At 70.9% G+C, this 26,673-nt stretch carries 20 protein-coding genes and 2 pseudogenes; 8 read left to right on the top strand and 14 right to left on the bottom strand.

Annotated elements, in window-relative coordinates:
* Window positions 1-23 precede the first annotated feature (23 nt).
* Complete coding sequence (gene glgA, locus GQF42_RS38505; RefSeq protein ID WP_158927708.1) at window positions 24-1,175, bottom strand: glycogen synthase; 1,152 nt, start codon at window positions 1,173-1,175, stop codon at window positions 24-26.
* A gap of 34 nt (window positions 1,176-1,209) precedes the next feature.
* Window positions 1,210-1,986, bottom strand: coding sequence for a (2Fe-2S)-binding protein (locus GQF42_RS38500; RefSeq protein WP_158931096.1), 777 nt, complete (start codon window positions 1,984-1,986; stop codon window positions 1,210-1,212).
* Between the two features lie 173 nt (window positions 1,987-2,159).
* Here GQF42_RS38500 and GQF42_RS38495 point away from each other — a divergent pair, with 173 nt between their 5' ends.
* Window positions 2,160-3,362, top strand: coding sequence for a DMT family transporter (locus GQF42_RS38495; RefSeq protein ID WP_158927706.1), 1,203 nt, complete (start codon window positions 2,160-2,162; stop codon window positions 3,360-3,362).
* On the opposite strand, the gene GQF42_RS38490 is transcribed toward GQF42_RS38495, so the two are convergent.
* Window positions 3,352-4,524 (bottom strand): transglycosylase family protein, encoded by a 1,173-nt coding sequence (locus GQF42_RS38490; RefSeq protein ID WP_158927704.1) that lies wholly within the window; start codon window positions 4,522-4,524, stop codon window positions 3,352-3,354. The two genes, GQF42_RS38495 and GQF42_RS38490, sit on opposite strands and share 11 nt — an antisense overlap.
* A gap of 271 nt (window positions 4,525-4,795) precedes the next feature.
* On the opposite strand from GQF42_RS38490, the gene gndA reads away from it, so the two are divergent.
* Window positions 4,796-6,238: an NADP-dependent phosphogluconate dehydrogenase gene (gene gndA / locus GQF42_RS38485; protein ID WP_158927702.1), complete on the top strand. Its 1,443-nt coding sequence runs from the start codon at window positions 4,796-4,798 to the stop codon at window positions 6,236-6,238.
* Window positions 6,239-6,812: 574 nt separating this feature from the next.
* Here gndA and GQF42_RS38480 read toward each other — a convergent pair.
* Both GQF42_RS38480 and panD read right to left on the bottom strand, forming a co-directional pair.
* Window positions 6,813-7,166: pseudogene (locus GQF42_RS38480) on the bottom strand (GNAT family N-acetyltransferase); the annotation flags it as partial.
* A 33-nt stretch (window positions 7,167-7,199) separates the two neighbouring features.
* On the bottom strand, window positions 7,200-7,619 hold the full coding sequence (panD, locus tag GQF42_RS38475) for an aspartate 1-decarboxylase (RefSeq protein ID WP_158927698.1): 420 nt from the start codon (window positions 7,617-7,619) through the stop codon (window positions 7,200-7,202).
* 674 nt (window positions 7,620-8,293) lie between these two features.
* Here panD and GQF42_RS38470 point away from each other — a divergent pair.
* Window positions 8,294-9,520 (top strand): IS30 family transposase, encoded by a 1,227-nt coding sequence (locus GQF42_RS38470; RefSeq protein WP_158927696.1) that lies wholly within the window; start codon window positions 8,294-8,296, stop codon window positions 9,518-9,520.
* 154 nt (window positions 9,521-9,674) lie between these two features.
* Here GQF42_RS38470 and GQF42_RS38465 read toward each other — a convergent pair whose 3' ends face one another.
* The 8 genes from GQF42_RS38465 to dnaK are packed head-to-tail and all read right to left on the bottom strand — an operon-like array spanning window position 9,675 to window position 18,713.
* Window positions 9,675-11,489 carry an FAD-dependent oxidoreductase gene (locus GQF42_RS38465; RefSeq protein WP_158927694.1) on the bottom strand — a complete coding sequence of 605 codons (1,815 nt, stop codon included), beginning with the start codon at window positions 11,487-11,489 and terminating at the stop codon, window positions 9,675-9,677.
* Complete coding sequence (locus tag GQF42_RS38460) at window positions 11,489-11,752, bottom strand: UBP-type zinc finger domain-containing protein (protein ID WP_158927692.1); 264 nt, start codon at window positions 11,750-11,752, stop codon at window positions 11,489-11,491. Before GQF42_RS38460 ends, GQF42_RS38465 begins: the two co-directional genes overlap by 1 nt.
* Before the next feature lie 5 nt (window positions 11,753-11,757).
* Complete coding sequence (trxA, locus tag GQF42_RS38455; protein ID WP_158927690.1) at window positions 11,758-12,204, bottom strand: thioredoxin; 447 nt, start codon at window positions 12,202-12,204, stop codon at window positions 11,758-11,760.
* A complete protein-coding gene (gene clpB / locus GQF42_RS38450; RefSeq protein WP_158927689.1) occupies window positions 12,201-14,840 on the bottom strand; it encodes an ATP-dependent chaperone ClpB in 2,640 nt (879 codons plus the stop codon). The genes trxA and clpB overlap by 4 nt, the downstream gene beginning before the upstream one ends.
* Entirely contained in the window at window positions 14,831-15,238 is a 408-nt protein-coding gene (locus GQF42_RS38445; RefSeq protein WP_158927688.1) for a chaperone modulator CbpM, read from the bottom strand. Before GQF42_RS38445 ends, clpB begins: the two co-directional genes overlap by 10 nt.
* Window positions 15,235-16,188 carry a DnaJ C-terminal domain-containing protein gene (locus tag GQF42_RS38440; RefSeq protein ID WP_158927687.1) on the bottom strand — a complete coding sequence of 318 codons (954 nt, stop codon included), beginning with the start codon at window positions 16,186-16,188 and terminating at the stop codon, window positions 15,235-15,237. The genes GQF42_RS38445 and GQF42_RS38440 overlap by 4 nt, the downstream gene beginning before the upstream one ends.
* A 6-nt stretch (window positions 16,189-16,194) precedes the next feature.
* Window positions 16,195-16,803 carry a nucleotide exchange factor GrpE gene (locus GQF42_RS38435; RefSeq protein WP_158927686.1) on the bottom strand — a complete coding sequence of 203 codons (609 nt, stop codon included), beginning with the start codon at window positions 16,801-16,803 and terminating at the stop codon, window positions 16,195-16,197.
* 8 nt (window positions 16,804-16,811) lie between these two features.
* Window positions 16,812-18,713, bottom strand: a complete 1,902-nt coding sequence (gene dnaK, locus GQF42_RS38430) for a molecular chaperone DnaK (protein WP_158927685.1) — start codon at window positions 18,711-18,713, stop codon at window positions 16,812-16,814.
* Between the two features lie 277 nt (window positions 18,714-18,990).
* Here dnaK and GQF42_RS38425 point away from each other — a divergent pair, with 277 nt between their 5' ends.
* Window positions 18,991-20,772 (top strand): helix-turn-helix domain-containing protein, encoded by a 1,782-nt coding sequence (locus tag GQF42_RS38425; RefSeq protein WP_199272944.1) that lies wholly within the window; start codon window positions 18,991-18,993, stop codon window positions 20,770-20,772.
* 224 nt (window positions 20,773-20,996) lie between these two features.
* Here GQF42_RS38425 and GQF42_RS38420 read toward each other — a convergent pair whose 3' ends face one another.
* Window positions 20,997-21,896, bottom strand: coding sequence for a LysR family transcriptional regulator (locus tag GQF42_RS38420; protein ID WP_158927684.1), 900 nt, complete (start codon window positions 21,894-21,896; stop codon window positions 20,997-20,999).
* A 266-nt stretch (window positions 21,897-22,162) separates the two neighbouring features.
* On the opposite strand from GQF42_RS38420, the gene GQF42_RS38415 reads away from it, so the two are divergent.
* The 4 genes and pseudogenes from GQF42_RS38415 (at window position 22,163) to GQF42_RS38395 (ending at window position 26,279) form a co-directional block, all read left to right on the top strand.
* Complete coding sequence (locus GQF42_RS38415; protein WP_233273628.1) at window positions 22,163-23,350, top strand: MFS transporter; 1,188 nt, start codon at window positions 22,163-22,165, stop codon at window positions 23,348-23,350.
* A 502-nt stretch (window positions 23,351-23,852) separates the two neighbouring features.
* On the top strand, window positions 23,853-24,302 hold the full coding sequence (locus GQF42_RS38405) for a DUF1931 family protein (protein WP_158927682.1): 450 nt from the start codon (window positions 23,853-23,855) through the stop codon (window positions 24,300-24,302).
* A 207-nt stretch (window positions 24,303-24,509) separates the two neighbouring features.
* Window positions 24,510-24,812, top strand: a pseudogene (locus GQF42_RS38400) (hypothetical protein); the annotation flags it as partial.
* A 291-nt stretch (window positions 24,813-25,103) separates the two neighbouring features.
* Entirely contained in the window at window positions 25,104-26,279 is a 1,176-nt protein-coding gene (locus GQF42_RS38395; protein WP_158927680.1) for a glutathione-independent formaldehyde dehydrogenase, read from the top strand.
* Window positions 26,280-26,673 lie beyond the last annotated feature (394 nt).

Here is a 26,673-nt window from a genome sequence, read left to right as displayed (position 1 = left end):
TGGCTGCCCCGAGCCCGGCCGGGCTAAGCCCGTTTGAGGATCTCCTCGTACAGCCCCGCTGTGCGCCGGGCCACCGCGTCCCAGCCGAACTCCCCCACAGCGCGTGCCCGTCCGGCCTCCCCCATCCGCCGGGCCCCGGCCGGGTCGCCGAGGACCTGGTCGAGCGCCCGGGCGAGGCCCGCCTCGAAGTCCTCGCCCTTGTCCACCAGCAGACCCGTCCGGCCGTCGTCCACGACCTCGGGAATCCCGCCGACCCGGGAGGCCACGACCGGCGTGCCGCACGCCATCGCCTCCAGGTTCACGATGCCGAGCGGCTCGTACACCGACGGACAGACGAACACGCAGGCGTGGGTGAGGAGTTGGATCACCTCCGCGCGCGGCAGCATCTGCGGGATCCAGAAGACGCCCTCGCGGGCGCGGCTCACCTCCTCGAACAGCTCGCGGAACTCGCGGTCGATCTCGGGGGTGTCCGGGGCCCCCGCGCACAGCACGACCTGGGCGGCCGGGTCGATGTCCCGGACCGCGCGCAGCAGATGGGGCACGCCCTTCTGCCGGGTGATGCGGCCGACGAAGAGGACGGAGGGGCGGGCCGGGTCGATGCCGTGCCGGTCCAGGGCGCCGGTGCCGTGGTCCGGGCGGTACAGGCGGGTGTCGATGCCGTTGTGCACGACGTGGACGTTCGCCGGATCCAGCGCCGGATAGCAGGCCAGGACGTCCTCACGCATCGCGCCCGACACGGCGATGACGGCGTCGGCGGCCTCGAGGGCGGTGCGCTCGGCCCAGCCCGACAGTGCGTATCCGCCGCCCAGTTGCTCCGCCTTCCAGGGGCGCAGCGGCTCCAGGGAGTGGGCGGTGGCCACGTGCGGGATGCCGTACAGCAGTTTGGCGAGATGGCCGGCGAGGCCGGCGTACCAGGTGTGGGAGTGGACGAGTTCACGGCCCTCGAGGGCGGCGGCCATCGACAGGTCCACGGAGAAGGTGCGCAGCGCGTCGTTGGAGCCGTCGAGCGCGGACCAGGGCCGGTGGCGTACGACGCCCACCCCGCGGCCCTCGCCCCAGCAGTGCACCTCCAGGTCCACCAGGTCGCTCAACTCCCGGGCCAGGAACTCCACATGGACTCCGGCGCCGCCGTACACGTCCGGGGGGTACTCCCGGGTCAGCAGTCCCACTCGCACCCGACAACTCCCTCGTCCCGGCTGCACGTTCCTTTCATGGTCGCCCGGATGCGGTCCCCGGGGAAGAGTGCGGCGGCCGGTTGAAGCAGCAGTCGCCGCAGACTCCGCCACCGGGCACCCGGTAGTACAGACAACAGCTGCGGCGGCGGAACGCGGTGCCGGTGCGGGTGCCGGTGGCGCGCAGGAGGGGGTGCGCGAAGAGGTCGTCCGTCAGCGTGCGGGCACGCTCGGCCACGTCGGTACGGCCGTGCGCCCGGGCCCAGCGGTCCAGTTCCCGGGCCGCCCCGCCGAGCGCGGAGCCCGCGTTGCCCCACAGCAGTCCGGCCGCGACACCGTAGCGCGCCCGTAGGGCTTCCCCCAGGGGTGCGAGATGACGCTCCAGCACGCCAGAGGCGAGGTCGGGTTCCCCCGGTTGCGGGCGCACTTCGGTCAGGAGCAGGTCGCCCGGGGCGGACGCCCTCACGTCCCAGCGCAGCAGCCCGGGATCGAGATCGGGCAGCCGGCCGTACAGGGCGGCGCAGCCGAGGGCCACGGACCACAGCCGGGCGGCCAGCCCCTGCTGCGCGAGGGAGGCGGCGACCCGCGGCTCGGGGGCGCGCAGCCGCTCCGTGACCACGACGACGCGCGAGGCCAGGGCGTCGCCGCGGCCGTGCGCCGGTGCCGTTGCGTAGGTCTGCGCAAGCGTCGGCAGCTCCACGCGGGCCGGACCGGCCGCCGCCCCGGCGGTGCGCAGGGCGAAGAAGCCGCCGAGCGGGCGGAGGGCGGCGAGTGCGGGGTCGAGGTCGAGATCCACGAAAGGCAGTAGTACCAGGCACACCCGCCGCAAGGATGATCAGGTCACTGCCGTACTCCATCGGCAGTAGGACGCATTGCGTGCTCAGGGACGACGACGGAAAGAGCACGGACGGGCAGAGTGTTGGCCATGGAAGCCGACCGTTCGCCGCACCGGGCTCGCAGCCCCCGTCCCCCGCAGAGGAGACGCCGATGAGCGCCCTCGCGTTGTCCGTGCTGTTGTCGGTCGTGTCCGCGCTCGCCTACGCGGGCGGCGCGATCGTGCAGGAGCAGGTCGCGGTGTCCTCTCCCGACAGCACGTACATGCCGTTGCGCCGCCCGAGTTGGTGGGGGGCGCTGGCGCTCAACGGTCTCGGCGGTGTGCTGCACGTGGTGGCGCTGGCCTGTGGTCCGCTCAGCCTCGTCCAGCCGCTCGGCGCGCTGACCATCGTCTTCGCGCTGCCCATGGCGGCGCTGTTCGTCGGCCGCGGGGCGGGGGCGACCGCCTGGCGCGGTGCGGTCATGGCCACGGTGGGCCTCGCCGGTCTGCTGTCCGTGGTCGGCTCCTCCGACTCGCACTCGCTCGACACGGCCCAGCGGGTGGCGGTCGCGCTGGTCACCGGGGGCGCGGTCGCCGCGCTGACGCTTGCGGGGCTGGCCGCCCACCGCCACCCGGCGGTGCGCAGCGTGCTCATCGCCACCGCCTCCGGCATCGCCTTCGGCATGTCCTCGGTCTTCACCAAGACGGTCGCCGAGGACTGGACCCACGGCATCGACCTGAGCGACCTGCCCTCGCTCGCCGTGATCGGCCTGTTCGCGGTCGCGGGCGTCGTGCTGTCCCAGGCCTCCTACCGCGGCGGTGGCCTCGCCGCCCCGCTGGCCACGCTGACCGTGGTCAACCCCGTGCTGGCGGCCGCCGTGGGCATCCTGATGTTCGGCGAGTCGTTCCGTTACGGCGAGTTGGGCACCGGCCTCGCCGTGACCTGCGGGGTGGTCGCGGGGGGCGGCCTGGTCATGCTGACCACCGAGCGGATCGAACGCACCGGTACGACCGCGCAGGCGGGTACGTCCGCGTCCTCGGCGGGTACGTCGGCCGCCGCGCTGCACGCGCCTGCCGGACTGCCGCAGCAGCGCGTGGCGGCACCGGCCGAGGCGGAGCGGCCCGCGCCCGCCGAGGACGGCGACGGGCTCGGCGAACCGGCCCCGCGCGACCTGCCGGCCCCGCCGCCGGTCGACGGCCTCGAGCCCGCTCCGGGCGACGGCCTGCTGCCCGCTCCGCGCGGCAGCGGCCCGGAGGCCGGGAGTGGTGAACCCCCCGCCGTCCGGGCGCGCGCCGTGCCCTACTCGGCGCTCGCCGCGGGCGCCCTGCTGCCGCTGCCGTTCCTGGACACCGGCCGTACGTGCGTCAGATCCTGACGCCGCCGGCCCGGAGATAGGCGAGCGGGTCGATGTCCGTACCGAACTCGGGCCCGGTCCGCACCTCGAAGTGCAGATGCGGACCGGTGACGTTTCCGGTGGCTCCGGAACGGCCGAGGCGCTGGCCCGCGGTGACGTTCTGCCCGATCCGCACGGAGATGGCCGACAGATGGGCGTACTGGGTGTAGCGGCCGTCGGCGTGGTGGAGCACCACCTGGTAGCCGTAGGAGCCGCCCCAGCCCGCGGCCACCACCTGCCCGGCCTCGGCGGCCTTGACGGAGGTGCCGGTCGGCACGAGGAAGTCGACGCCGGTGTGGTAGCCCTTCGACCAGCGCGAGCCGGCCACGTGGTAGCCGGTGCCGATGGGCGCGTCGACCGGGGCGAGGAGCGTGCGGCCGGTACTCCTGGTCCGTTGCGGCGCGGCCGTGTGCGCGGTCTTGTGCTCCGCAGGGGCCTTGTGCTCCCAAGGGGCCTTGCGCTTGGGGGACTTGGTGCCGGGGGCAGCCGTGGCGTGCAGGCTGAGCCGCTGGCCCGGCAGGATCAGGTCCGGGTCGGCGCCGATCGTGCCGCGGTTGCCGGCGTAGAGCCCGCGCCAGCCGCCGCGGACGTGGTGCTCGTCGGCGATGCCGGAGAGCGTGTCGCCGTGCACGACCGTGTACATCTCGGCCCGGCCGGCCCGGGACTGCGGGGTGGTCTGCGGCCGTACGTCCCGTACGGAGGTTTTCTTCTCCGCCTGAACGGGCCGGGTCGCGGCGCTGTCCGTGTGCACGCCGGGATCGGCGTCGCCCCGGGTCAGCCCGGCCCGCACCGAGCAGAGCGGCCAGGCACCGGGTCCCTGCCCGTCGAGGACCTGCTCGGCGACGGCGATCTGCTGTCCCCGGGTCGCGAGGTCGGCGCGCGGCGCGTACCGGGTGCCGCCGTAGGCCTCCCAGGTGGACTGGGTGAACTGCAGCCCGCCGAAGTAGCCGTTGCCCGTGTTGATGCTCCAGTTGCCGCTGGACTCGCAGGCGGCGACCTTGTTCCAGATGGAGGCGTCGGCCGCGCCGGCGGTGCCGGCGGCGACCAGCGGGATCGCGAGTCCGGCGCCGCCCGCGGTGACGGTGAGTGAGGCGCGATTGATCCTGTTCGGCTGGTACCGGCGATGCCGGCCGCGTACGGCCATGTCCGATGTCCCCTCGGCATGCGTCAGGAGGGGCAAAACTAAGCGCAGCGAACAGGCCATGACAAGACGGAAAACCGGCCGCCCCCACCGTCCAAGTGGCCGGGAACGGCTGCCGATTGACCTGATCCGGGCAGGACTGAGGCGTCCGGCGCCGTCGGCGCGTACTCAAGTCCGGCGGGTCTGATGTGCGCTCACTGCGGCGGCACGCAAGGATGGGCGAGGACCCGTACTGACGGAGCCGTAGTCACGAGGCAACCAGGGAGCAGGCGGCATGAGCACTTCAGCGCAGATCGGTGTCACGGGCCTCGCGGTCATGGGCCGCAACCTCGCCCGGAACTTCGCCCGCAACGGCTACACGGTCGCCGTGCACAACCGTACGGTGTCACGGACGAAGGCGCTGGTGGAGGAGTTCGGGAGCGAGGGCGACTTCATCGGGGCCGAGACCGCCGAGGAGTTCGTGGCGGCGCTCGAGCGCCCGCGCCGGCTGGTGATCATGGTGAAGGCCGGTGAGCCGACGGACGCGGTGATCCAGGAGTTCGCGCCGCTGCTGGAGCCCGGTGACATGATCATCGACGGCGGGAACGCGCACTTCGCGGACACCCGGCGCCGTGAGAAGGCGCTGCGCGAGCAGGGCATCCACTTCGTCGGCATGGGTGTGTCCGGCGGTGAGGAGGGTGCACTGCACGGGCCGAGCATCATGCCGGGCGGTCCCAAGGAGTCGTACGACTCGCTGGGGCCCATGCTGGAGAAGATCTCCGCGAAGGCGAAGGACGGGGCGCCCTGTGTGACACATGTGGGCCCCGACGGCGCCGGGCACTTCGTGAAGATGGTCCACAACGGTATCGAGTACGCCGACATGCAGCTGATCGGCGAGGCCTACCAGCTGTTGCGCGACGTCGCCGGGTACTCCCCCGCCGAGATCGCGGACGTCTTCCGTACCTGGAACCAGGGCCGGCTGGACTCGTACCTGATCGAGATCACGGCCGAGGTGCTGTCCCACGTGGACGCGGCCACGGGCAAGCCGTTCGTGGACGTCGTGGTCGACGAGGCCGAGCAGAAGGGCACCGGCCGCTGGACGGTGCAGATCGCCCTCGACCTGGGCGTTCCGGTGTCCGGCATCGCCGAGGCGGTCTTCGCACGCTCGCTGTCCGGGCACGCCGCGCTGCGTGCGGCCTCGCAGGGGCTGGCGGGGCCGAAGCCCAAGGCGCTGGGCAAGGAGGAGGAGGCGGCGGCCTTCGCCGACCGGGTGGAGCAGGCGCTGTACGCGTCCAAGATCGTGTCGTACACGCAGGGTTTCCACGAGATCACGGCGGGCAGCGAGGAGTACGACTGGGACATCGACCTCGGTGCGGTGGCCTCGATCTGGCGGGGCGGCTGCATCATCCGGGCGGCCTTCCTGGACCGCATCCGCGCCGCGTACGACGCCCGCCCCGACCTGCCGAGCCTGCTGTCGGACGAGACGTTCGCGCGCGAGATCGCGGGAGCGCAGGACGACTGGCGCGAGGTGGTGATCGCGTCGGTGCGGCAGGGTGTGCCGACGCCGGGCTTCTCGGCGGCGCTTGCGTACTACGACGGGCTGCGGGCGGATCGCCTGCCGGCGGCTCTGACGCAGGGGCAGCGGGACTTCTTCGGGGCACACACGTACCGGCGGGTGGACCGCGAGGGATCGTTCCACACGCTGTGGGGTGGGGACCGGTCGGAGGTTTCCGCGTAGCGACCGCGGTGCGCGCCTGAGAGCGAGGGACGCGGGGCGCGGGGAACTGCTGCGTGCGCGGCTGCGGGCGCGTCATGACTGCTGGCACGACGTCGCAGCGGGCGTGTCGTGACACCGGGCGTGTCGTGAGACCGGGCACGACGTGACACCGGGCACGACGTCGGCGCGGGCGACGCGGCTGCGCGCTATGGCGACACGGGCGCGATGGCGACGCGGCGCGCAGTTCCTCGCGCTCGCGCCCCTGCCCGGCCCGGGGTTTTCACCTGCGGGTCAGGGGCGGGCCGGGCTCCGGGTTCGGTACCGGCTCCGGGCCGGGTGGGATCGGGGACGGTGACGGTTCCGGCGGGGCCGGGGGCGAGGGTGGTGGGGGCTGTGGCGGCGGTGAGGGCTGAGGTCCCGGCTCCGGTGGGGCCGGGCTGGGCGGAGGTGCCGGGGGCGGGACCGGGCTGGGGTAGGGGTCCGGGGTGGTCATGGGGTCCTCCAGGCAGGCACGGGACGTCGTCGGCTCTCTGGACTCATCCCACACCTGCCCGGTGACGCCTCGACCACTCACCCGTCAGGACGAAGAGCCCACTCAGAAGCGGCCGGGGTGGGCCCGCAGCCAGTCCTTCGCGGCCGTCAGCAGCTCCGGGTCGGCCGGCGGGGCGACCTCGGGGTGGCGTTCGGCCCACTTGACGACGTACGGGCACAGCGGGGCCACCGGGACGCCCTCGCGCTCGGCGAGGGCGTACAGCTCGCGGGCGAGGGAGCCGGCGATGCCCTTGCCCTCGTGGGCGGGCTCGACGATGGTGTGGACCGGAACCAGGGCGCGTGCGGGCGACTCCAGCACGAAGTACTCGATGTGGCCGACGACCTCATCCGCGGCCACGGCCTCCAGGCGGCCCGCCGCCCGGTCGTCGCGTATCTCGATCTCGCTCATGGGCTCCCACGCTCCTGGTCTGGTCCTGGTCCGGCGGTCCGGTCAGGCCGGGCGGGCCTGCGGGCTGCGCTGCTGGTCCGTGCCGGGCACCGGCTCGGACGGGTCCGCGCCGAGGGACACGATCCTGTTGTCCGCGTCGACATGTACCACCCGCGGCCGCAGCTGACGCGCCTCGGCGTCGGTGACCTGAGCGTAGCTGATGATGATCACCAGGTCCCCGGGATGCACGAGATGGGCGGCCGCCCCGTTGATCCCGACGACCCCTGATCCGCGCTCACCCTCGATGACGTACGTCTCGAGCCGGGCACCGTTGGTGATGTCGACGATGTGCACCAGCTCGCCGGGCAGCAGGTCGGCGGCGTCGAGGAGATCCGCGTCGATGGTCACCGATCCCACGTAGTGCAGGTCGGCCTGGGTGACGGTGGCGCGGTGGATCTTGGACTTGAACAGAGTGCGCAGCACTTTGGACTCCTGGAAGACGGCTCCCTGCCTGCTTTCTGCAGGTCAAGGGCGGTCTTCACTCTACACCGGCACCCGTCGGAGTCGATGATTGTGAGGAACATCGCTTCACTTGGACGACAGGGTTCCCTGCCTGCATTTCCGTGCGAACCAGGCTGCTGTGACGCCGCCGATCAGACGTTGCCGGGAAGACCCTCTGGGGACTGATGCTGATCAGACGCCGACTTGCTTGACGATGCGTCAGTTATGAGAAGTCGGGCGTGCCGCGCGACGGTCAGGACGCCAACGACCGCCGTGACCACGCCGATCGCAGGCACGAGCGGGGGAAACACCGGGCCGGACGGGCCGAAAGCCGCCTTGCCGAGGATGAGCGACGCCACCAGCGTGGCGGCGTGGGACTCAATCCCCCAGATGGTGTCGGGGAGTCACGCGATGAGGCGGGCGAAGAGTCGGGTCTGGAGCGCTTCACCGACACTCCGGGGAGTTGGCTCGCTATGTGGAACGCGTCCTCGGACTCCGACACGTCCGCGTGAGGCGTCCACGCGACCGCCGGTGCCGCGCCCACCGTCGACTCCAGCAGGCCGCTCACCTGGTTGAGCAGTTCGTCGAACTCGGCCAGAGGATTGAGAGGGCTTCCGTTCTAGTGGTCGTCGCAACACCCCAGTTCAGGGGATGCGATGGACTTCGAGATTCGGAAGGTGCGGAGCCCTCAGGGCCGCAAGAAGCTCTCTGCTGAGCGAGCTGCATACTTCCAGCTCATGCAGCAGGGTGTGAGCAACGAGGACGCGTGCCGGATCGTCGGGGTGAACTCGAAGACCGGCAGGCGCTGGCGCAACGGACGTAGACCGTCCGGCCGGAACAAGGCGGCACCACCGGTTCGTCCGGTGGTGCCGTTCTCCGCTTCTTCGACGCGGTGCCTGAGTCAGGACGAGCGGATCTACATAGCCGACCGGATACGGGAGAAAGCACCGGTCAGGGCCATCGCCGCCGAACTGGGCCGCAGCCCGTCCACCATCAGCCGCGAGATCCGCCGCAACCGCACCACGGGCACCACCGGTCAGTGGCGCTACCGGCCCTACGCCGCTCAGGCTCGCGCGGACAGCCGCCGTCCCCGCCCCAAGCCGCGGAAAATCCACCGGATCCCTGAGCTGCGAGACTTCGTCCAGGCCGGCCTTGACCGCCGGTGGAGCCCGGAACAGATATGCCACGCTCTGAAGTCACAGTTTCCCGACCGGCCGGAGATGCATGTGGTCCACGAGACGGTCTACCAGGCTCTCTACGTCCAGGGCCGTGGGGAACTGCGCCGTGAGCTGGCCCGCGCACTGCGCTCGGGGCGCACCCGCCGCAAGCCCCAGCGGCAGACCCGCAGCCGGCAGCCCCGCTTCCGGGACCCCATGGTCATGATCAGCGAACGTCCCGCCGAGGCCGAAGACCGGGCAGTGCCCGGCCACTGGGAAGGCGACCTGATCATCGGTAAGGACGGAGCCTCGGCCATCGGCACCCTCGTCGAACGCGCCACCCGCTACGTGATGCTCTTGCACCTGCCCGACGGCCGCAGCGCCGAACACGTCCGGGACGCCCTGGTGGACACCGTCCGGACGCTGCCCGGACACCTGGTCCGCTCACTCACCTGGGACCAGGGCGCCGAGATGGCCACCCACAAGAGCTTCAGCATCGCCACCGACGTCCCGGTCTACTTCTGCGACCCGGCCAGTCCCTGGCAGCGCGGCTCGAACGAGAACACCAACGGCCTGCTGCGGCAGTACTTCCCCAAGGGCACCGACCTCTCGGTCCACACTCGCGAACACCTGGAGGCCGTAGCGGCCGAACTCAACGGCCGCCCACGCAAAACGCTCGGCTGGGAAACCCCAGCCGAGCGCCTGCATAAACTGCTCACGGCCTGATCAACACGACCACGTGTTGCGACGACCCCTAGAAACTGCCAGGGTGGGTGCCCAGACGGGCCTTTACTGTCGGCGCCACCGCGGTGGCGTCGACAGGCATGGCCATCGCCATCGCCTCCTCATTGCTTCTCGTCATCCCATCGTCCGCCATTCGTCATCCGAGCCATGCGGACTCCTTGTGACGTATGCGTGGGGAGACGTCCGAGTGGCCCGCGACAGCTGACGTGCCCGTGGTGCCGGGTACGGCCGAGTGCCCCAGGTGCCGGTGCACGAAGTGGATGGCCATCGCGCCCTCACCGGCCGCGGAGGCCACCCGCTTCACCGAGCCGCTGCGAACGTCCCCTACCGCGAAGACCCCGGGCAGGCTGGTCTCCAGGGTCATGCACGAGCGCCCGCGGCCGTGCCACACCTCGGGGGAGGTGCAGGCTTCCTGGGCCTCCGGCCCGGTGAGGACGAAGCCGCGGGAGTCGAGGGCGATGGTGCCGGCGAGCCACTCGGTGTGCGGTTCGGCGCCGGTGAAGACGAACAGGCTCCGTACCGCGAGCCGGCGGTGCACGCCCGTGCGGTTGTCGACCACGTCGAGTTCCTCCAGCACTTCCCGGCCGATGACCTCGGTGACCTCGGTGTGCAGCATGACCTCCACCCGCGGATGGCGCTCGACCTGGTCGATCAGGTAGCGGGACATGTTGGCCTCGAGGCTGGCTCCTCGGACCAGCAGGTGCACCTTCGGCGCGTACCCGGCGAGGAACAGCACCGCCTGGCCCGCCGAGTTGCCTCCGCCGACGACGGCCACCGGGTCGGTGCGGCACTGCTGGGCCTCGTAGACGGTCGCCGAGTAGTGCACGCTCGTTCCCTCCAGGGCTTCGATGCCGGGCACCTGGAGCCGGCGGTAGCGGGCACCCATGGCCAGGACGACGGCGCGGGCGGCGATCTCGCTACCGTCGGCGAACGCCACGACGTAGTGGTCGTCGCCCTTGGGCTGGAGACCGGTCGCCTCCAGCGGAAGGCTGATCCTGGCGCCGAACTTGTCGGCCTGGAGCACGGCGCGTTCGGTGAGTTCGGCGCCGGAGATGCCGGATGGGAAGCCGAGCAGATTCTCGATGCGGGACGACGTGCCGGCCTGGCCGCCGGTGGCCATCGCCTCCACCACCGTGGTGCTCAGGCCCTCGGAGGCGGCGTATACCGCGGCAGCGAGGCCGGCGGGTCCGGAGCCCACGATGAGGACGTCGCCGTGACGGTTTCCGGCGGGCAGTGACGGCAGGCCGATGAGCCGGGCCAGTTCCGCGTTGCTGGGGTTGCGCAGCAGGGTGGTGTCCCGCCAGATGACGAGTGGTGTCTCCGCCGGGCCGACGCCGAAGCGGCGCAGCAGCTCCTCGGCCTCCTCGTCGGTCTCCAGGTCGATCCAGCGGTGCGGCAGCCGGTTGCGGACGGCGAACTCGCGCAGCCGTCTGGTGTCGGGCGAGTAGCGCGAGCCGATGATGCGGAAGCCGGCGCCCTGTCCGACGAGCAGCGCGCGACGGCCCAGACAGGCGCGCAGCACGATGTCCCCGATGGTGGCGTCCTGGGACACCAGGTGGCGCAACTGGTCCAAGGAGACGACAAGGACCTCGCCCGGCTCCCTGGCGACAGCGGTGTAGAAGGCCACTTGTCCGTACAGCAGGCCGAGTTCGCCGATGAAGCGACCCGGGCCGTGCACGCGCAGCACGTGCTCCTCGGGAGTGCCGTAGTCCTCGACGACGGCGACGGTACCGCTGAGGACGACGAAGAACGTCTCGCAGCGCTCCCCCTCCCGGATCAGCACGTCGTTCGGAGCCATGGTCCGGCGTTGCCCGTGCTCCGCCAGACGTGCTGTCTGGTCCTCCGTGAGGCGCGGATACGCACCGTGGATGTCCGGGGTCTCCCAGAAGGCGGCCTCGTCCGCTTTCTCCGGCACCGGTCCTTCGCCCGGCAGCGACTGGTCGCCGGACATCAGACGAACGCCTCGTGAACGTAGCACCAGCGCCAATCCTCGCCGGGCTGGAACGACTGCACGATCGGATGGGCGACGGCAGCTGCGTGCCTGCGCGCGTGCTTGTTCGGCGAGGAGTCGCAGCAGCCGACGTGCCCGCAGGTCAGGCAGAGCCTCAGGTGGACCCACGGGGAGCCGAGCGTCAGACACTCCTGACACCCTTCTGGGGTCAGCGGCTGGACCGGCCGGACATGCGCGAGGTGGGGGTCTGCGTGCAGGGTCATCCGGATCACCCTTTCCGGGCGGTGATCGACTGTTCCACCCACTGGCGCAGAGCGGGGGCGGGCGCCGCCCCCGCCTGCCGGGCGACCGTCTCGCCCTGGTAGAGGATCAGCAGTGTCGGTACGGCCTGGACCTCGAAACGCTGCGACAGTCGGGGGTTCTTGTCGACGTCGACCTTGACGAGTTTGATTCGGCCGGCGAGATCGGTGGCGACCTTCTCCAGTGCGGGGCTGACCATGCGGCAGGGGCCGCACCAGGTGGCCCACAGGTCGACCACGACGGGGACGTCGGCCCGCTCGGCGACCTCGGTGAAGTCGTCGTCGCCCGCGTCCACCATCCACGGTAGGGGCTGCTTGCAGTGGCCGCACTTGGGGCGGCCCTCCGCGGCCACGGGCACCCGGTTGGTGCGCCCGCAGTTCGGACATCTGACGGTCGTCGCCTGCATCGTGCTCATGCCGCCCGCGCTCCCTTCACGTCCTCGGGCTGGTCGTAGGTGACGACCAGCTCGCCATGTTCGGCGTCCACACGGACCGTCGCGCCGTCCTGGACGTCACCGCGCAGCAGGGCGCGCCCGACCATCGTCTCGACCTCGTGGGAGATGTAGCGGCGCAGCGGCCGGGCCCCGTACACCGGGTCGTAGCCCTGGTGGGCGATCACCTCCCGTGCCGCATCGGTGAGTTCGACGGTGATGCGGCGTTCGGCGAGGCGGCGGCGCAGTTCGTCGAACTGCAGCTCCACGATCCGCTCGATCTGCCGCTCGCCGAGTGGTTTGAACAGCACGATGTCGTCGACGCGGTTGAGGAACTCCGGGCGGAAGTGCCCGCGCAGCTCGCCCATCACCAGGGCGCGGGCGTCCGGCTTGATCTCGCCCTCGGCGGTGGCGCCGTCGAGGAGGTGCTCGGAGCCGATGTTGGACGTCATGATGATCACGGTGTTGCGGAAGTCGACGGTGCGGCCCTGGGAGTCGGTGATGCGGCCGTCGTCGAGGACCTGAAGCAGGGTGTTGAAGACATCGGTGTGCGCCTTCTCGATCTCGTCGAACAGCACGACCGAGTACGGCTTGCGGCGTACGGCCTCGGTGAGCTGGCCGCCCTCCTCGTAGCCGACGTATCCGGGTGGTGCGCCCATGAGCCGGCTGACGGTGTGCCGCTCCTGGTACTCACTCATGTCGAGGCGGACCATGTTCTCCTCGGAGTCGAACAGGGCCGCCGCGAGGGTCTTGGCCAGCTCGGTCTTCCCGACGCCGGTGGGGCCGAGGAAGATGAACGAGCCGATGGGGCGACGCGGGTCGCGGATGCCGGAGCGGGCGCGGATGATGGCGTCGGCGACGAGTTTGACGGCCTCGTCCTGGCCGATGACGCGCTCGCGCAGGATCTCGTCGAGCCGCAGCAGCTTCTCGCGTTCGCCCTCCTGGAGACGGGCGACGGGGATGCCGGTCCAGGCGGCGACGATCTCGGCGATCTCCTCCTCGGTGACGACCTCGCGCAGCAGCCGGTTCTGCCCTTGTTTGGCGGCCAGTTGCTCCTCCTCGGCCCTCAGCCGGCGCTCCAGGTCCTGGAGGCGGCCGTAGCGGAGTTCGGCGGCGCGGTTGAGATCGTAGGCGCGTTCGGCCTCCTCCGCCTCGTGGCGGACCTGCTCCAGTTCCTGGCGTAGTTCCTGCACGCGGCGGATGGCCTGCCGTTCGGCCTCCCACTGGGCGTGTTTGGCGTCGGCCTCGCCGCGCAGGTCGGCCAGTTCCTTGCGCAGTTCCTCCAGGCGAGTTTTGCTGGCGGCGTCGGTCTCCTTGGACAGGGCCGCCTCCTCGATCTCCAGGCGGGTGACGCGGCGGGTGATCTCGTCGAGTTCGGCGGGCATCGAGTCGATCTCGGTACGCAGTCGGGCGCACGCCTCGTCGACGAGGTCGATGGCCTTGTCGGGCAGGAACCGGTCGGTGATGTAGCGGTGGCTGAGGGTGGCCGCGGAGACCAGCGCGGTGTCCTGGATCTTCACGCCGTGGAAGACCTCGAGGCGTTCGCGCAGTCCGCGCAGGATGGAGATGGTGTCCTCCACGCTCGGCTCGTCGACCAGCACCTGCTGGAAGCGGCGTTCGAGGGCGGCGTCCTTCTCGATGTGCTTGCGGTACTCGTCGAGGGTGGTGGCGCCGATCATGTGGAGTTCGCCGCGGGCGAGCATCGGCTTGAGCATGTTGCCCGCGTCCATGGCCCCTTCGGCGGCGCCCGCACCTACGACGGTGTGGAGTTCGTCGACGAAGAGCAGGATGCGCCCCTGGGCTGCCTTCACCTCGGACAGCACGGCCTTGAGGCGTTCCTCGAACTCGCCGCGGTACTTGGCGCCGGCGACCAGGGAGCCCATGTCGAGAGCGAACACCGTCTTGTCGCGCAGGCCCTCGGGGACGTCGCCGCGAACGATGCGCTGGGCCAGGCCCTCGACGATGGCGGTCTTGCCGACGCCGGGATCGCCGATGAGGACGGGGTTGTTCTTGGTCTTGCGGCTGAGGATCTGGGTGACGCGGCGGATCTCCGCATCACGGCCGATGACCGGGTCCAGCTTCCCGGACCGAGCCTCGAGGACCAGGTCGCGGCCGTACTTCTCCAGAGCCTCATAGGCCACTTCGGGGTTGGCGGAGGTGACGCGCTGGTTGCCGCGGACCTGGGTGAGCGCGCTCAGGAACGAATCCCGGGTCACGCCGTGCTCCTTGAGCAGGCGTCCGGCGGCGGTCGCCGAGCCCTCCTCGGCCAGGGCGAGCAGGAGGTGCTCCACGGACACGTACTCGTCCTTGAGGCGTTTGGCCTCCCGCTCGGCGGCATCGAGCAGGCGGGACAGGCGCTGAGTGACGAAGACCTGGCCGGGTGCCGCGCCGTGACCGGTGACCTTCGGGCGGCGGGAGAGTTCCTCGCGCACGGCCGCGCGCAGCTCCTTCGGCTCGGTGCCGGCCTGTTGCAGCAACCGTGGGATCAGACCGTCCTCCTGATCGAGAAGCGCGAGCAGCAGGTGTTCCCCGTCAACCTCGGTCTGCCCCATGCCGATGGCCGCGCTCTGGGCCTCCTGGAGGGCTTCCTGGGACTTCTGGGTGAGACGGTTCATGTCCATGGGGGTGTTTCACTCCTCGTGCCGCGGCCGCGCAGGGCGGCTTCGAGCAGGCTGATGCGGTCGAGCAGGTCGAGCACCAGGCCGATGGATGCGTAGTTGAGGCAGAGTCCGGTGCGCAGCCGCTGGATACGGGCGAGAACCGCCGGGGCCGTGGGGTCGAACACCAGTCGCCCCCCGGAGTCGCGTTCGGCGTCGACCAGGCCGAGGGCGACGAACCGGCGGATCAGATCGGGGTGGAGGCCCGAGCGACGGGCCACGGCGGCCAGGGAGAGCCTGGGGACGGGCACGAGCGCGTACCGGACAGCCGTCGAGGCGGTGATGTCGGCGCCCGTTCGTACCGGACGGGCGCCCACGCCGGCCCGGCCGATGCCTCCCGCTCCCGCGGGTCGGTCGTTCATCGCGTCCTCCTGGGGTCGAACGAGGAAGTGGCGGCGAGCTTCTCGAACAGTTCGCGCTCCCGGTCGCCGAGGGTGGGAGGCACCATGACGCGAAGTTCGGCGTAGAGGTCGCCGTTCACGCCCCGCGGGTTCGGCATGCCCTCGCCGCGCAGCCGCAGCCGCCGGCCGCTGGACGAACCCGCGGGCACCGTGACCTTGGCCGTGCCGCCGCCGGGCGTGGGCACCGGCACGGTCGCACCCAGGGCCGCCTCCCACGGGGCGACGGGGACCTGGACGTGCACGTCACGGCCGTCCAGCCGGAACCGGGGGTGGGGCTGGATACGCACCCGCAGGTACAGGTCGCCCGCGGCGGCGTCACCACTGCCCTGGCCACCCTCACCCGCCAGCCGGATGCGCTGCCCGTCGGTGACGCCGGGCGGCACGTCGACCTCGTAGCGCCGCGGCTGCCCGGTGGGGCCGGCGAGTGTGACGGTGCGACGGCCGCCTCGGTACGCCTCCTCGACGGCGAGCGGCAGTTCCGCTTCCTGGTCCGCTCCGGGGACGCCGCCTCGGGCGGCGCCGGCTCCGAACATGGAGCCGAGCAGGTCCTCGATGTCGATGCCCTCGGCGCCGAAGTCGTCGCCGAAGCCGGTGGCGTACCGGACGCGAGGACCGCCCGCGCCTGCGGTCCTCCGACCGCGGAAGCCGCCGCCCGCTCCCGCCGCGACCCGTTCGTCGAAGTCCTCCGGGATCTTACGGAAATCCTCGCCGAAGCGGTCGTAGCGGGCTCGGGTCCTGGGATCGGACAGGACGCTGTATGCCTCGTTGAGGTCCTTGAAGCGCTCCTCCGCCCCGGGGTCCTTGTTGACGTCCGGGTGGTACCTGCGGGCGAGTTTGCGATAGGCCTGCTGGATCTCGTCCTGGCTCGCGGTCCGCGACACGCCCAGCACCTCGTAGAAGTCCCGTGCCATGACCGGTCACTCCCGCTTCGCGACCGTCACGGCGGCGGGCCTGAGCTGCCGTTCGCCGTCCCCGTAGCCGGGGCGCAGCACCTCGATGACGGTGCCCGGTGGAGCGCCGGGGTCCTGGACGACACCGACCACCTCGTGCCGGGCCGGGTCGAAGGCGACGCCGGTCTCCGCATGCCGCGGGTAGCCGAGCAGTTCGAGGACGTTCACCGCCTGGTCGCGTACGGCCCGGATGCCCTCCACGATCGCGCCCGGATCGGCGCCGGCGTGGGTCAGGGCGAGTTCGAGGTTGTCGAGGACGGGGAGGAAGGCGGCCGCCGTGCGGGACCGCTCGACCGCCCGTTCACGCTCCAGTTCCCTGGCGTGACGCTTGCGAAGGTTGTCGAGGTCGGCGAGTGCGCGCCGCCAGCGGTCCTCCAGTTCCTGGATCGCGGTCGTGTACTCGTCCTCGGCAGGCGCGGGGCCGGCGGCATCAGGTCCCGGTTCGCCGTTCGCCGCTTCGGGCCGGGGCGGGCCCGGTTGGGGCAAATCCCCGCGAGGACGGCGTCCGGCGCCTTCCGGGACCCGTACGCCCGGATCCGACGCGGCCCGGTCGGGTTCCTGGGGGTGGGTGGGCATGGCGCGCCTCAGCCCTTGTCGAACTCGGCGTCGATGACATCATCGTCACCGCCACCGCCACTCGTGGGACCGCCGGTGTCGGCGTCCTGGCCGGGACCGCCGCCCGTGGCGGCGGCGCCCTGATGGGCCGCCAGCCCGGCGAGCACCTGCTGGAGTTCGGAGGTCAGAGGCCGCACACGCTCCACGCCCGCCTCTTCCTTGACCGCCGCCCGGGCGTCGGACACGAGCATCTCGGCGCGTGCCCTCTCGTGCGCGGGCGCCGCGTCGCCCAGTTCGGCGAGACGCTTCTCGACCTGGTACGCGACGGCGTCGAGTTCATTGCGGGCGTCGACGGCCTCGCGGAGTGCCTGGTCCTGTCCCTGGTTGCGCTCGGCCTCCTGGACCATGCGTTCGACCTCACTGCGGTCCAGGTTGGAGCTCTCGCTGATGGTGATGCCCTGTTCCTTGCCGGTGTCCCGGTCGCGGGCCTTGACGTTGAGGATGCCGTTGGCGTCGATGTCGAAGGTGACCTCGACCTGTGGTTCGCCCCGCGGCGCCTGCCGGATGTCGGTGAGCTGGAACCGGCCCAGCGCCCGGTTGTCGGCGGCCCGCTCGCGCTCGCCCTGCAGCACCACCACGTCGACGGCCGGCTGGTTGTCCTCCGCGGTGGAGAAGGTCTCGCTGCGACGCACCGGGATGGTGGTGTTCCGCTCGACGATCTTCGTCATCACTCCGCCGCGCGTCTCCACGCCCAGCGACAAGGGTGTGACGTCGAGCAGCAGGACGTCCTTGACCTCGCCCTTGAGCACCCCGGCCTGGATCGCGGCGCCCAGGGCCACGACCTCGTCGGGGTTGACGCTCATGTTGGGTTCCTTGCCGCCGGTCAGCCGGCGGACCAGGGCCTGGACGGCGGGGATGCGGGTGGAACCGCCGACCAGGATGACCTCGTCGATATCGCTCTCGCCGACCTTCGCGTCGGCCATCGCCTGCTCCACCGGTCCCAGGCAGCGCTCCACCAGGTCGCCGGTGATCTGCTCGAAGGTGGACCGCATGATCGAGTCGGTGAGGTGCTTGGGGCCCGAGGCGTCGGCGGTGATGAACGGCAGGCTGACCTGCGTCTGCGTCACCGAACTGAGCTCGGTCTTGGCCTTCTCCGCCGCCTCGAACAGTCGTTGCAGCGCCTGCGGGTCCTTGCGCAGGTCGATGCCGTTCTCCTTCTGGAAGTCGTCCGCGAGGTAGTCCACCAGACGCCGGTCGAAGTCGTCGCCGCCCAGGTGGCTGTCACCGGCGGTGGAGCGCACCTCCACCACGCCGTCGCCGACGTCGAGGATGCTCACGTCGAAGGTGCCGCCGCCCAGGTCGAAGACGAGGACGGTCTCGTGCTCCTTCTTGTCCATGCCGTACGCGAGGGCGGCCGCCGTCGGCTCGTTGATGATGCGCAGCACCTCCAGCCCGGCGATCCGTCCGGCGTCCTTGGTCGCGGTGCGCTGAGCGTCGTTGAAGTAGGCGGGCACCGTGATGACCGCCTCCGTGACCCGCTCCCCCAGCTGCTTGGACGCGTCGTCGGCGAGTTTGCGCAGCACCTGTGCGCTGATCTCCTCAGGCGCGTACAGCTTGTCGCGCACCTTGAAGCGGGCCGCCCCGCCGTCGCCCTCGACGACGTCGTACGCCACCGCCCTGGCCTCGTCGGAGATCTCGTCGAAGTGCCGGCCGATGAACCGCTTGGCCGAGTAGATGGTGCCCTTGGGGTTGAGGATCGCCTGGCGCCGGGCCAGCTGGCCCACCAGACGTTCCCCGGTGTCGGTGAAGGCCACCACGGACGGTGTCGTGCGGTTGCCCTCGCTGTTGGGCACGACGGACGGCTCGCCGCCCTCCCACACGGCGATCACCGAGTTGGTGGTGCCCAGGTCGATGCCCACTGCCTTGGCCATGAGGAACTCCTCCCGGTGCAGCGCCTGCGTCGACTCTCCGGATCACGTTCGTTCAGGTAGAGGTGGGACTCCGCCGGTTTCCCATCGGTGCGCACGGAGGGTCTCGAGCACTCCCCAGGGTGACGAACCGGGTGGCTCCACGCCTGCGCCTGACGAGTCAGGAATGCACGGGTCCGGTCGCCCCACGAGTACGAGAGAATGAACCCACACACCTCGGGTAGCCGGCCCGGGACCGGGTACACGAAAGCCGCTCACCTCCGAAGGACGGAGTGATCCCATGGTCGGCAGTCGGGCGTACGGCCTGTACCACCGCTACTCCGACCGGAAGGGCAGCCTTCCGCGGGGCAGCTCCGGGCGGCGCTCCACGGCCGCGCCCAGGCGGCCCCGCCTGCCCGCTCGCACCCCAGCCGCCCATGCCCTCCTCGAACTGGTCGCGCTCTCCCGCGCCCAGTTCGACGCTCCGGACGAAGGCGAGATCCTGCGCCTGGCCATGGAGCACATGGTCGCCGCGGGGCCGTACAGCGCCGAGGCCGGATACCTCAAGGTGGGCGGCGACCTGGTCCCCAGCCCGAGGAACGGGCAGACGCATGCCTTGGCCGTGGGCCGGAGGGTGCGGGAGCTGGCCGGGCAGGACGGCGAGGTGAGCGTAGCCGGCAGGCCCTGGGGCCGGGCCCTGGGGCTACGCGGACCCGGGGTACTCCACGGCTACCTCGTGGTCACGTCCCGCTCCCGGCCCACCGAGGCCGAGCGGTCCCTGCTCGCCATGCTCGTCCGGCACACCGCTGCCGCAATGTCAGTGGCCTTCGCGCACCGCCGCCAACGCGAGGACGCGCTGGAGCTGCACCGGCTGCGGGAGGAACGCACAGCCCTCCAGCGGCAGCTGATCTCTGTGGTGGCCGAGCTGGGCTACGAGCGAGCCGTTCACGCTCTCATGGCCGACGTGGCTGCCTCGGGTGGCGGCGAGGAAGCTGTCACCCGCGCACTGCACGGGCTCACTGGACTTCCCGCGCTGGTCGAGGACCGCTTCGGTCGGCTGAGGTCCTGGACCGGCCCCAGCCGCCCCGTCCCCTATCCCGAGCCGGACCCCGTGCGCCAGGACGAAATGCTGCACGCCGTCGCCCGTCAGGCCGGGCCGGTGCGGATAAGGGACCGGCTGATCACGCTGATCCGCACACACGGCGAGATCCTGGGCGTGCTGGCGCTGGTCGATGCCCGGGGCGAGGCCGACGAGCACACCGTACTCGCGCTTCGACACGCCGCCGCGTCGCTCGCTCTGGAGCTGACGCACCTGCGCAGTCTGGCCGAAGTGGAGCTGAGGCTGCACCGCGAGCTGGCCGACGACCTCCTGGCAGGGACGGACGAGGCGAGCGCCTACGCCCGGTCCGAGGCAGTAGGACACGACCTGCACCGCAGCCACTCCGTCGTCGTGGTGCAGTGGTCGAACCGGACCGCCGACGATTCCTTCGCACAGACCGTGGGGCGGGCGGCCGTTGCGGTGGGCATGCGCTCGCTGCTGACCCGCGGCTCCGACCACGTCATCCTCATCACTGGCGGCAGGCCGCACGCCCGCGCGCTGTACGAGGCGCTCGCCCGGGAGACCGGGACACGGTCCGGGACGATCGGGGTGAGCGCCCCTTCCGACTCCCTGAACGACATCCCCCACCACTACCAGGAGGCGCAGCGCGCCCTGGACGTGCGCCGCCACTCCCGCGAGCGCTACGGCACGACGTTCTTCGACGAGCTCGGCCTCTACCGCATCCTGGGACCCGGCAGCGATTACCGGGAACTGGAGACGTTCGTCCACGAGTGGCTCGGGCAGCTCATCGACTACGACTCCCGGCACCACGCGGCCATGGTGGAGACCCTGTCCCGGTACTTCGACTGCGGCGGCAACTACGACGAGACCGCCGACTCCCTCGCGATCCACCGCAGCACGCTGCGCTATCGGCTCCAGCGCATCCGCGACATCAGCGGCCACGACCTCGCGAACGTCGAGGACCGGCTGAACCTCCAGGTGGCGACCCGAGTGTGGAAGATCGTGCTGGGCGGACCCGGCTGATGCCTCACTGCCGGAAGATGGGGCCTTGATTCATCACCGCCATCGCTATGATCGACGGCCCCTTCGGCACCAGCCCCGAAGGGGCCGAGAAGGTGTCCGACGCCGCCTGTGGACAACGGCAGAGGGAGCGTCAGCGGATGCTGCGGCAGATGTCGCGGCCGGAGCGAGGCGAACGCAGGAGCCGGACACCACCGACGGGTGACGTCCGGCCCCCGGCCCGAGCGTCACAGGGCCATGACGTGGAGGTCGACCAGGTCGAGCAGTGCCCGCAGAGCCGAGCTGGGCCGCCGGGTCGACGACGTGCCGAGATGCATGCTCCAGAGGAGCATGGTGCTGTGGACGTCCAGGACATCCAGGACGTGCAGGCCGGGGGTGCGGGCAACGGCGAACGCGGGCAGGAAGGCGATGCCCAGACCGTGCCGGACCAGTGCCGCCCCCATGTCGATGTCGGGCACTTCCAGTGCCACCCTGCGTGCGATGCCCGCCGCCGCGAACGCCCGGTCGACCACCTCTCGGTTTCCGTAGCCCGGCGGGAAGTCCACGAAGGGCTCCCCCGCGAGGTCCGCAAGTGCCACCTTTCCCCGCTGCGCGAGCGGATGGGCGGCGCTCACCACCAGGACGAGCGGCACGGTGGCCAGCTCCCGTGCGTCGATTCCAGCGGGCTTGCGTTCGGGCAGCGACAGGAAGGCCACGTCCAGGTCCCCGCTGAGCAGCGCGTGCGCCAGTCCCGCCGAACCGGCCGTCGCCAGCCGCAGCCGGACGTCGATCGCCGGATGCCGCGCGTGCAGCTGCCCGAGGAGCGCAGGCAGGTCCACCACCTCGACCGAGGCCATGGCGCCCACGTTCACCGTGCCGCGCAGCGTGTCCTGTGCGGCGCGCACGGCGTCCTGGGCGGCCTGGGCGGCGTGCAGGGTGGCCCGGGCCTCCGGCAGCAGCGCGGCGCCCGCCCCGGTGAGCCGGACCTGCTGCGACGTGCGCTCGAACAGCGCACAGCCGAGCTCGCGCTCCAGGGAGCGGATCGCGGCGGACACCCCTGACTGCACCACGTGCAGTCGACGGGCGGCGCGCGTGAAACTCAGCTCCTCGGCGACCGCGATGAAGTGCTCCAGCTGACGTAGCTCCACACCAGAAGTATCACTCGCGTTGCTGGAGCCCAGCAAAAACATTCGTTGGCACTGATTCGGGCTGGTGAGGAGGATGGAAAGCGCCATCCGCTTCCGCCCGAGGAGGGGTACCCCTGCCTGCCGTTCCGACGCCGCTGAGCCGTCCCACAGCCGACGCTCCCCACGACCCGACTCTCCGGATCCCAGCACCCGCTCCCGCCGACCTGCCGCCCCGTGGCCCCGCCCGGCGCCGTGCCTCGCACACGACCGGCTTCTGGTTCGTGGCGGTGGCCTTCACCGTGCTGATGGCCTTCGGCACCGCGCCGACCCCACTGTGGCCGCTGTACGAGGCCCGGGACCACTTCGGCGCGACCACGGTCACGGTGGCGTACGCCTCGATGGTCGTGGGCGCAGCGGCCGCCTTCCTAGGACTGGGACACCTCTCGGACCGGTTCGGCCGGCGGCGCATCATCGTCCCGGCGCTGCTGGTCGGCATCGTCGCGTCGGTCGTACTGATCGTGTGGCGGGACCTGCCGGGGCTGATCGCGGGCAGGATCCTGAACGGTGTCGGACTGGGGCTGATGGCCTCGACCGCGACGACGTACCTGCACGACCTGTACCAGGAGGTCCGTCCGGAACGGACGGGTTCGGTGCTGCCCGGCATCGTGGCCACCGCCGCCAACCTCGGCGGCCTGGCCTCAGGGCCCCTGGTCGCCGGAGCCGCCGCCGAGTGGCTTCCCACGCCCCTGATCACCGCCCAGGCGATCTTCATGCTCGCCATGGCAGTGTGCCTGGCGCTGGTGCTGTGCACCCCGGAGACCGTGGACCTGGAGTTGCCCGCGGCCCAACCGCCCAGCAGGTTCGTGCTGCGCCCCGGCGGCCGGCGGGCGTTCGGCGCGGCCGGCGCGCTGGGAGCCTTCGCCTTCGCGATCCTCGGCCTGATCTCCTCCCTCGGGGCGAGCGTGCTCCACGGCACCCTGCGCACCGACTCGCACCTCGTGGTCGGCCTGGCGGCCTTCCTCATGTTCGGTTCCGCGGCGGCCGCCCAGCTGGTGCTGGGCCGACTCCCACTGCCCCGGATCCTGATCGTGGGGGCAGTGGTCTTTCCGGTCGGCCTGCTCCTGTGCGCCGTCTCCCTCTACCACCCGGCACTCTGGCTCTACCTGGTCGCCGTGTCCCTGTCGGGAGCCGGCTCCGGGCTGCTGTTCAAGGGAGGAATCGAACGTGCCGGTTCAGTGGCCGAGCCCGCCTCACGCGCGGGGGTACTCGCCGTGTTCTTCGTCGTCGCGTACCTGGGAATGGGCCTGCCCTCCGTCCTGTTCAGCATCGCCCTGCGGCACTTCGCCGTGCAGACCGCGATGATCGGCTTCGCGACAGTCCTCTCCTGCGGCGCCGTTGTGTCGGTGGTCGTCGCCTTGCGGGATCGCGCACTCGGTCCCGGCGAGTTCTCGGCGCAGTCCGCTCGCCCCTCCTGACCCCCCTACGGCGCATGCGACACGGCTGTCCGGGAGGCGCGGACCCGGGCACCCGGGGGTGCGCGTGACACGGATCCGCGGCGGACGGGAGGCCCGAGATGTCTGCGGAATCGGCCAGAACGATCGCGCTCCCCGCCGGTGAGGAGATCGCGGCGCTCGGGCTGGGCACCTGGTACCTGGGCGAGGACCCTGTCCGGCGTGAACAGGAGATCGCCGCGCTGCGGCTGGGCGTGGACCTGGGCGCGACCGTCGTCGGCACGGCGGAGATGACGGCGACGGCGCAGCCGAGGACAGCCTCCTGCAGACGGACGACCGTACGGCTGGCCGAGGGATGCCTGCGAACTTCATGCTGCTCTGCCAGGGGAAGAGGGGGCGCCCTTTTTCGGCCTGGAGTGCGGAGGCGCTCAGCAGGGGGCTCTGCGAATCTCGACCGGGTAACAGCCGATGACGGCGCGGGCGGGAGCGATCGGCGCCGTCCGTTCCCGGTGAGGAGGCGAGAGGCATGACCGTGATGGGTGTGTCGAAGTTCGAAAGGTTCTTCCGCGCCGCCGCAAGCCTCGACGTGGACAGGAACGACCTGAAGCGATACGGCGATTTCGTCGACGCCAAGCTCTACGACCTCCTGGTCGTCGGCCAGGCGTCGGCCAAGGCCAACGGCAGGGATACCGTCGAACCGTGGGATCTACCGATCACCAAGGGCCTCCAGGAGAGCATCCACCGGTTCCGGCGGCTCGACGAGGAGGTCGAGCTGAAGCCGATCCTGGAACAGCTCGCCGCGCACCCTCCCCTCGACAGGACACCCACCCAGGAGGCCGAAGAGCGCTACCCCGAGATCATCGGCGGTCTCAGCGTCGCTCTCGCCGAGACGTTCAAAATCATGTATCCGGATCTCAAGAACCCGCAGACCAGTCACTGGGAGGGCGTGACCGCGGTGTTCGACCGGCTGCTGTAGCAGTCGCGCCCCGGTGCATGTCGCCGGACTGGACTGAGCCGCCGGACGGGGGGGCGGAATGTGGCGACTGGGAACCCTCACGAGGCCCGGGTCGCGCCGCACCGCCCGCCACCACACCGGCCGCTGACCTGGTGCGGTGGGCCAAGGTGCGCTGGCGGATCGAGCACGATTACCGCGAGTTCAAACATGGCCTCGGAATGGACCACTTCGCTCAACAACGCCTCGACGGTCGTGACCGTGGGTATCGGGGTGATCGTCTGCTACGTGGATGTGGTGGTCATCAACCTGGTGTGGGCGCTGTTCATCCTCAACGACCGAGTGTTCGCTTCCCCGACACGAACGCCGCTGCACGTCACGGAGTACTGGACGTTGTCCTGGTTCGTCGCTTCGGTCGCCACGGTGGGTGGCGCGCTGGGATCGGGCCTGGAGAGCGACGAGGCGATCCGGGCAGCCGCCTACTCCAAGCGCGAACAGGAGCGTCGCAGCGTGCTGCAGGACGACCACGGGGACTGGCGGGTGACTGGCCTCAGTCGGAGATGTGCCGTCGGTTGGTGGTCGTCCGGGTCCGGAGATTCCGCTGATCGGTCGGTACGTGGTTGTTTCGCCTCGGGGCCGACGGGGACCCGGACGTAACACCGCCGGAGCGCGGTTGCTCCGCCTGGCGGGCCGACGGCAATTGACCGATCCGTCTAATCCAGGTGAACGGCTCTCGGAGGTGTGCCGGAGTCGCAGTACTTGCGAGGGTCAGGCTCGTTGCGCTCTCTCCATCACCGCCATGCCGCGACATCAAGGGAAGTCATCATGAAAGCAGCGGTATACGAAGGACCGCGAACGGTCACAGTGAAGGACGTACCGGACGCGAAGATCGAGCACCCCTGCGACATCATCGTCAAGATCACCACCACGAACATCTGCGGTTCGGACCTGCACATGTACGAGGGCCGCACCTCGTTCGAGTCCGGCCGCACCCTGGGACACGAGAACATGGGCCAGGTCGTGGAGGTCGGCTCGGCCGTCCGCAAGATCCAGGTGGGCGAGTATGTGGTCCTGCCTTTCAACATCGCCTGCGGCTTCTGCAAGCAGTGTGAGCAGGGCCTGACCAATTACTGCCTGACCATGCAGCCGGAACCGGCGCTTGCGGGAGCCGCCTACGGATTCGCCGACATGGGGCCCTACCAGGGTGGCCAGGCGGAGCTGCTGCGCGTGCCCTACGGCGACTTCAACGCGTTGCGACTGGGCGAGGACGCCGCCGAGCGGCAGACCGACTACGTGATGCTCGCCGATATCTTCCCGACCGGCTATCACGCCACCGAGATGGCCCACGTCAAGCCGGGCGACCAGACCATCGTCTTCGGTGCCGGTCCCGTCGGGCTGATGGCGACCTACTCCGCCCTCCTCAAGGGCGCCGGCCGCGTCTGGACGGCCGACTACCAGCCCGACCGGCTGCGCAAGGCGGAGGAGATCGGGGCCATCCCGATCAACACCGCCGAGCAGAACCCGGCGGAGGTCGTCAAGGAGGCCACCCTCGGTCTGGGCGCCGACAACGGCTGCGAATGCGTCGGCTACCAGGCACACGACCCTGAGGGACACGAGGACGCCAGCCTCACGCTCAACGGCCTGATTGACTCGGTCAGGTTCACGGGCGGCATCGGCGTGGTGGGCGTGTTCCTGCCCCAGGACCCCGGCGGCGCGGAGGCCCAGGGGGAGCTGGAAGCTCAGGGCAAGGTCCCGATCGACTTCGGCATGATGTGGTTCAAGGGCCAGCGCATGGGGACCGGGCAGGCGCCGGTGAAGAAGTACAACCGGGCGCTGCGGGATCTGATCGCCGGCGGGAAGGCGAAGCCGAGTTTCGTCGTCTCCCACGAGCTCAGCCTGGACGAGGCCCCCACCGCCTACGAGCACTTCGACGCCCGTGACGAGGGCTGGACCAAGGTGGTCCTGCATCCCAACGGACACGGCAACGGCCACAGGCGGTAAGGAGACCCGAGGGCCGCCGTCCGCCTGTTCCCGGGGATGGGTCCGGCCGGCGAGTGGCGATCGACCCCGGCTCCACCGGGACTGACGGACGGCGTTTCGCTTGCTCTCCGGTCGGACCTGAACCAGGGGCGATCGCCCGCGTCCGGCCCGGTAGAACGGATGACGGACGCCTCCCCCGGGCCTGCCGGGCGCCTACTCGACAGGCCGGGTCTGAACGCGCTCCTGCAGTCATAGCCATGGTTGGCGTCTTCGCCGATCCGCGAGGACTTCCGTCAAGGTCCGTGGTGGCGTCCGGCATGTCAGGTTGCGTCCGAGGACAGGTGTAAGTGTTCGACCCGATCCGGGGTGTGCGCCCGCCTATCCGCAGCGCACAGGAAGCGTCGGCCGCGGCCGA

It is taken from the genome of Streptomyces broussonetiae (assembly GCF_009796285.1).
Lineage (GTDB): Bacteria > Actinomycetota > Actinomycetes > Streptomycetales > Streptomycetaceae > Streptomyces > Streptomyces broussonetiae.
This window is presented reverse-complemented; position numbering and strand designations above follow the sequence as displayed.

Coding starts and splice junctions, on each gene's coding strand:
- GQF42_RS38465 (WP_158927694.1), bottom strand. CDS start 11,489: ATGTCCGGCGACCAGTCGCTGCCGGGCGAAGGACCGGTGCCGGAGAAA.
- clpB (WP_158927689.1), bottom strand. CDS start 14,840: ATGGACATGAACCGTCTCACCCAGAAGTCCCAGGAAGCCCTCCAGGAG.
- GQF42_RS38460 (WP_158927692.1), bottom strand. CDS start 11,752: ATGACCCTGCACGCAGACCCCCACCTCGCGCATGTCCGGCCGGTCCAG.
- GQF42_RS38470 (WP_158927696.1), top strand. CDS start 8,294: ATGGACTTCGAGATTCGGAAGGTGCGGAGCCCTCAGGGCCGCAAGAAG.
- GQF42_RS38490 (WP_158927704.1), bottom strand. CDS start 4,524: ATGGCCGTACGCGGCCGGCATCGCCGGTACCAGCCGAACAGGATCAAT.
- GQF42_RS38445 (WP_158927688.1), bottom strand. CDS start 15,238: ATGAACGACCGACCCGCGGGAGCGGGAGGCATCGGCCGGGCCGGCGTG.
- GQF42_RS38495 (WP_158927706.1), top strand. CDS start 2,160: ATGAGCGCCCTCGCGTTGTCCGTGCTGTTGTCGGTCGTGTCCGCGCTC.
- GQF42_RS38405 (WP_158927682.1), top strand. CDS start 23,853: ATGACCGTGATGGGTGTGTCGAAGTTCGAAAGGTTCTTCCGCGCCGCC.
- GQF42_RS38435 (WP_158927686.1), bottom strand. CDS start 16,803: ATGCCCACCCACCCCCAGGAACCCGACCGGGCCGCGTCGGATCCGGGC.
- GQF42_RS38425 (WP_199272944.1), top strand. CDS start 18,991: ATGGTCGGCAGTCGGGCGTACGGCCTGTACCACCGCTACTCCGACCGG.
- trxA (WP_158927690.1), bottom strand. CDS start 12,204: ATGAGCACGATGCAGGCGACGACCGTCAGATGTCCGAACTGCGGGCGC.
- GQF42_RS38440 (WP_158927687.1), bottom strand. CDS start 16,188: ATGGCACGGGACTTCTACGAGGTGCTGGGCGTGTCGCGGACCGCGAGC.
- dnaK (WP_158927685.1), bottom strand. CDS start 18,713: ATGGCCAAGGCAGTGGGCATCGACCTGGGCACCACCAACTCGGTGATC.
- gndA (WP_158927702.1), top strand. CDS start 4,796: ATGAGCACTTCAGCGCAGATCGGTGTCACGGGCCTCGCGGTCATGGGC.
- GQF42_RS38395 (WP_158927680.1), top strand. CDS start 25,104: ATGAAAGCAGCGGTATACGAAGGACCGCGAACGGTCACAGTGAAGGAC.